This window comes from Thioalkalivibrio sp. ALgr3 (genome assembly GCF_000377325.1).
Taxonomy (GTDB): Bacteria; Pseudomonadota; Gammaproteobacteria; order Ectothiorhodospirales; family Ectothiorhodospiraceae; genus Thioalkalivibrio.
In genome coordinates, this window is sequence record NZ_KB898009.1 from 1 (window position 1) to 4635 (window position 4635).

Here is a 4635-nt window from a genome sequence, read left to right on the forward strand (position 1 = left end):
CCCGGCCGCCGCGCCCTACCTGCCCCATGCAGTCGCTCTCGGGGCAGCCGCCGCCGGAAGTGGATGGCTGGCTTGGCGCGGAAGCGAGTTCGTGCGGCGGCGCTGGGCCTTCGATACCGACATGGCGGTGCGGTCGGACGTGCCCAGACTGAAGGCCGGGCTTGGGGAGCACGTCCCCGGCGCCCTGCTCATGGGCTACTGCCTCGACACGGGGGAGCCGATCTGGGTGCCAGACGAAGACCTCATGCGGCACGTCTACATCCGGGGGCAGTCCGGGGTCGGGAAAACCGTGATGGCGTCCTCGCTCATGTTCCAGCAGATCGAGCGGGGCGGCGGCCTGATGTTCGTGGACGGCAAGATCGACGTGGACAACCTCGACGCGCTGTATCAGATGGCCGCGTGGGCCGGGCGCGAGAATGACGTGGAGATCATCAGCCCCGGCACCCCGGAGACCTCGAACAGCTACAACCCGATCCTCTACGGTGATCCTGACGAGGTGGCCGCGCGGATCATCGGCCTCATTCCCTCCACTGAAGGCAGCGCCGGAACGGACTATTACAAGCAGGCGGCCAACCAAGGGGTCGCAACCCTGATCGGCGCGCTCCAGGCGACCGGGATGGCCTACAACTTCATCGACCTCACGATCCTGCTGTCCTCCCCGAAAGCGCTCCAGTACCTCGAAAGCCTGGTGCCGCCGGATCGGCCGGAAGCGAAGGCCCTCTCGATCTTCCTCGACCAGTACCGCACCGGAAAGGAAGGGATGGTGGATCTCAAGCGGCTCAAGGAAACCTTCGGGGGCATCGGCGGCCGTCTCTACATGTTCGGAACCGGGAAATTCGGGGAGGTGATGAACACCTACGACCCGGAAGTGCGACTCTACGACTCGGTGCGGAACAACAAGATCACCTACGTCGCATTGCCCACGATGGGCAAGGATGTCGCCGCCTCCAACTTCGGGAAAATGCTGATCGGGGATTTCCGCACGGCCGTCTCCTGGATTCAGGCGCTCCCGAAGGGAGAGCGTCCCGACCCGCCCTACCTCGGCTTCTTTGATGAGGCCGGTTCCTACATTTCCGCGACGTGGGACCGCATGTTCGAGCAGGCACGCTCCGCTCAGATCATCCTCATGCCTGCGATCCAGACCAACTCCAACTTCGAGTCAATCTCGCCGGAGCTGGCCGAAATGATCGAGGGCAACACCTGGAACAAGGCATTTTTCAAACTGGGCGCTCAGAAAACGGCCGAAGCCGCCGCCGATTTCATCGGCATGAAGAAGGGCGTCCAGCTCACCCTCACGCAATCCGATAGCCAATCGGAGACGGCGACTCTGGTGAACCCCGCCCCTGCGCAGTCGTCGGGCGACTCTACCGGCTCCGGGTATTCCGAGCGCGAGCAGGAGGAGTACCGGGTGAGCCCAGACGATCTGAAGTCACTCGCGAAGGGGGAGGCGATCATGGTGATCGGTGGTGACCGGGTTTACCCGATCAAGGTGCCGATGATCCAACTGGACCCCGCTTTCACCAAGCAGGTCGGCACCGCGAAAACCTCCCACCGGAAGCGGCAGTTCCGCAAGGGAATCAACCTCTTCGGCCAGATTGACCGCTTCCTCACGAGCCGGGAGAAGGAAGTGCTCTCCCAAGAAGCCGGGAAAGCCCTGGGCGCATAACGGAGAGCACGACCATGAACGCCATCACCGAGAAACGAGACCCCGAACTGGACGGCTTCTACTGGGACGCGAACGATGCTGGAGACCTTGAACGAGACGCTGGGAGCGACCTTCCTGCCGACGACGCTTTGGTGGGTTGGAATTGGAGTGGTGGCGCTTCTGATTTTCCCTCCGACGAGGCCCTTGCTGAGCTACTTGGTGAGCCAGATATTCACGCCGAGCGGGAAGGGGATCATCCTGATTCTGTGGCAATGGGCCGTCTGGGCAACCAAGACGCTGATCGGCTCACACAAGGCGTACTTCCGGAACCTGTTGACGCCTCGCTCCAGACTGTTCCCCACGCTTCGCGACGAGCACCGAAGGGGCGAGAGAAAGGCGGATCAAGACTGACCTTCCACATCCGCCCCGAAGACTGGGATGATCCCGTCCAGCGCGACCTCGTGCGGCTTCTCCAGCTTCGGATGAGGGAGATCATCGACCAGCGCCCGCGAGGCCGTGAGTTTCTTGCCTGGATGTTCTCGTGCGACCCGCAGGAAGAGCTTTCCTTCGATCAATGCGCGAGGGCGCTCGGGGCCGAGCCCAATAACATCCGGCTCCGCCTCCAGTCCTACCTCTACCGGCACTGGATTTACCTGAATCGCCCTCTGTCCGGTTTCTTCGTCGCCCATCCGCCGCGCGACCTGATGGGACGGTGCCTGTTCAGCGCCGGTCCCATCGGGGAGTTCATGGCTCTGCGCGTTTGGCTTCAGCCGGGCATCCCCATAAGCATTCTGATGCGTGCGGCAGCCACCGAGTTTCCGGACAAGAGCGAGTTCGATTTCAAGGCGGCGGTGGAAGCACTGCTCGAAAGTCGCCTCATGCTGGAAAACGCTGGCTCAAACCTCTACTTGGTCGGACACTATGGATACCGCCTCGAACGAGAAGACCCCTGGCGATAACAACCCTGCCATCGAGCCCGCAGAATGGCTCCTGCATCTGCCCAAGGACTTCGTTGATTACCAGGAGGACGACTACCCCTTCGGGGTCGGAGATCGCTTCTGCGGCGAAGTCCGTGTCCTGACCGCACCGAAGCCCAAGAAGGGCACGCGCCGCCCCATGTGGCAGTTCGACGTAGCCACAAGCACGCTGGAGCTGCGGGTCACCTACTTCGGGAAGCGCCCGGAGCACACGACCGACTGGAAGGACGTGAAGCCGGGCGCCCGGATTCTCCTCAAGGGCACGGTCAACCAGTTTGGTCGGCAGTTCGTCCTCGATGGCGCCGAGCGCGTCTCCCCGGCGATGTACGGCCGGATCGCCGCCCGTTACCGCCGGGGCGCACTGAAGCGCGCGGCTTCGGCCACCGTCGCCAAGCGCGTGGCCGAGGCCCTGGAGGATGATCGCCACCTGGTGAGGGCCGCCGAGCTTCTTCACGAGAGGCTGGGCGCGGCGTCCCCTGGCACCGGCCCCCTGTCTCAACTGCTGCTGACCCTGCACGCGCCGGATTGCGAACGGGACGGGCATCTGGCAATCCAGCGCGCCCGGCAGCTTTCCGCTCTCGCCATCCTGAAACGGCGCCCTCCCCCGGTCTCGGGCCGCCCCGGCGCACGGGTCGCCATCGAGGACTGGTTGTGCGATCGGGCCGTGAGGGTGCTGGAGGACCGCACCGGGTTCTCCCTGTCGGAATCCCAGCTCAGGGCGATCCACGGCCTTGTCGATGCTCTGCGGCGGGACCAGCCCACCCGAGCCCTGATTTCCGGCGACGTGGGCTCCGGCAAGACCCTCCCCTACCTCGCGCTGGCCGTTCTGGCCCATACGGCCGGGGCGCGGGTTGCGGTGATGATCCCGAACGGAGTTCTGGCCGAGCAGGTTTTCCGCGAATGCCGGGAGGTGTTCCCCCGCGTGGAGGCGACCCTGGTATCCAAGGGCGGCCTCAAAGGCGACCGAGACACCGGGCTCCTCATTGGAACGACGGCGATTGCCGCCTACGCCAAGCGCTCGGGATGGAGGGCGGACGTGCTGATCCTCGATGAACAGCAGAAACTCGGTCTGACCCAGAAGCAGCAGGTCATGCACGAGGACACCAACATTATCGAAGCGACCGCAACGTGCATCCCCATGACCATGGGCCAGATCAAGCACGGCGACATGGAAATCTACCGGCTCAAGCCGCACACCGAAAAGGACATCCGTTCCTACATCCTGGGGGAACAAGACCGCGCACGGCTGGTCGATCACATCGAGAAGGAAATGGCCGAGGGCCGCCGCTGCGTGGTGATCTACCCCATCCGCGATCAGGGGTCAGAGCGCAAACGCAGCGTTATTCACGCGGCCGAGGCATGGGCCGAGCGGTTTCCCGGTCAGGTGGCTTGCCTGCACGGCCAAATGACGCAGGACGAAAAGACGACTATCCTTCAGGGCGTCCGAGAGAAAGAGACGCCCCTGCTGGTCGCATCCTCAATTATTGAGGTTGGCGTCACGATACCGGACCTCTCTACCCTTGTGGTCGTTGATGCGGGGCGCTATGGAACGAGTACACTTCACCAGATGCGCGGGCGCCTCGTGCGCCAGGGCGGCAAGGGGTTCTTCTTCATGCTGCCAGGCGTAGATACACGGAACTCGGACGCACTGACGGACGGGCAGGTGACCACTCTCGAACGTCTGAGCCTCCTCCTGAGAACCCAGGACGGTTTCGAGCTGGCTGAGCTGGACATGGCTCAGCGAGGGTTTGGCGACCTCTTCAGCGAAGACGCCGAGAAACAGCACGGGGCCACCCAAGCCCCCTTTTATGGCCTGAAGCTGACGCCCGAAGATTTCGACGGGATGATCGCTCAGGAACAGGTAACGTGAGCACGAATCTCAAGAAGCTACTGGACGACGATTTCGAGGCGCAGCACAGCCGGAAGGCCAATGGCATCCGGTTCGCCGTGGATTCCGCGTATCGCGCGTTCGAGAAGGAATGGGGCTGGATGCCAGACAGTCGGCCGCACTGG

The 4635-nt window shown here is 63.4% G+C and carries 3 protein-coding genes; all 3 read left to right on the forward strand.

Annotated elements, in window-relative coordinates:
• Window positions 1-1666 (forward strand): type IV secretory system conjugative DNA transfer family protein (locus C998_RS0113510; protein WP_026279634.1); only part of this gene is annotated, 1666 nt, incomplete at its 5' end.
• Window positions 1667-1680: 14 nt separating this feature from the next.
• On the forward strand, window positions 1681-2604 hold the full coding sequence (locus C998_RS15265; protein ID WP_231365011.1) for a hypothetical protein: 924 nt from the start codon (window positions 1681-1683) through the stop codon (window positions 2602-2604).
• Window positions 2567-4492, forward strand: a complete 1926-nt coding sequence (locus C998_RS0113525) for a helicase-related protein (RefSeq protein ID WP_018871413.1) — start codon at window positions 2567-2569, stop codon at window positions 4490-4492. The genes C998_RS15265 and C998_RS0113525 overlap by 38 nt, the downstream gene beginning before the upstream one ends.
• The last annotated feature ends 143 nt before the right edge of the window (window positions 4493-4635 follow it).

Excerpts from the sequence above, each read along its gene's own strand:
- C998_RS0113525 (WP_018871413.1), top strand. The coding sequence starts at position 2,567 with ATGGATACCGCCTCGAACGAGAAGACCCCTGGCGATAACAACCCTGCC.
- C998_RS15265 (WP_231365011.1), top strand. The coding sequence starts at position 1,681 with ATGAACGCCATCACCGAGAAACGAGACCCCGAACTGGACGGCTTCTAC.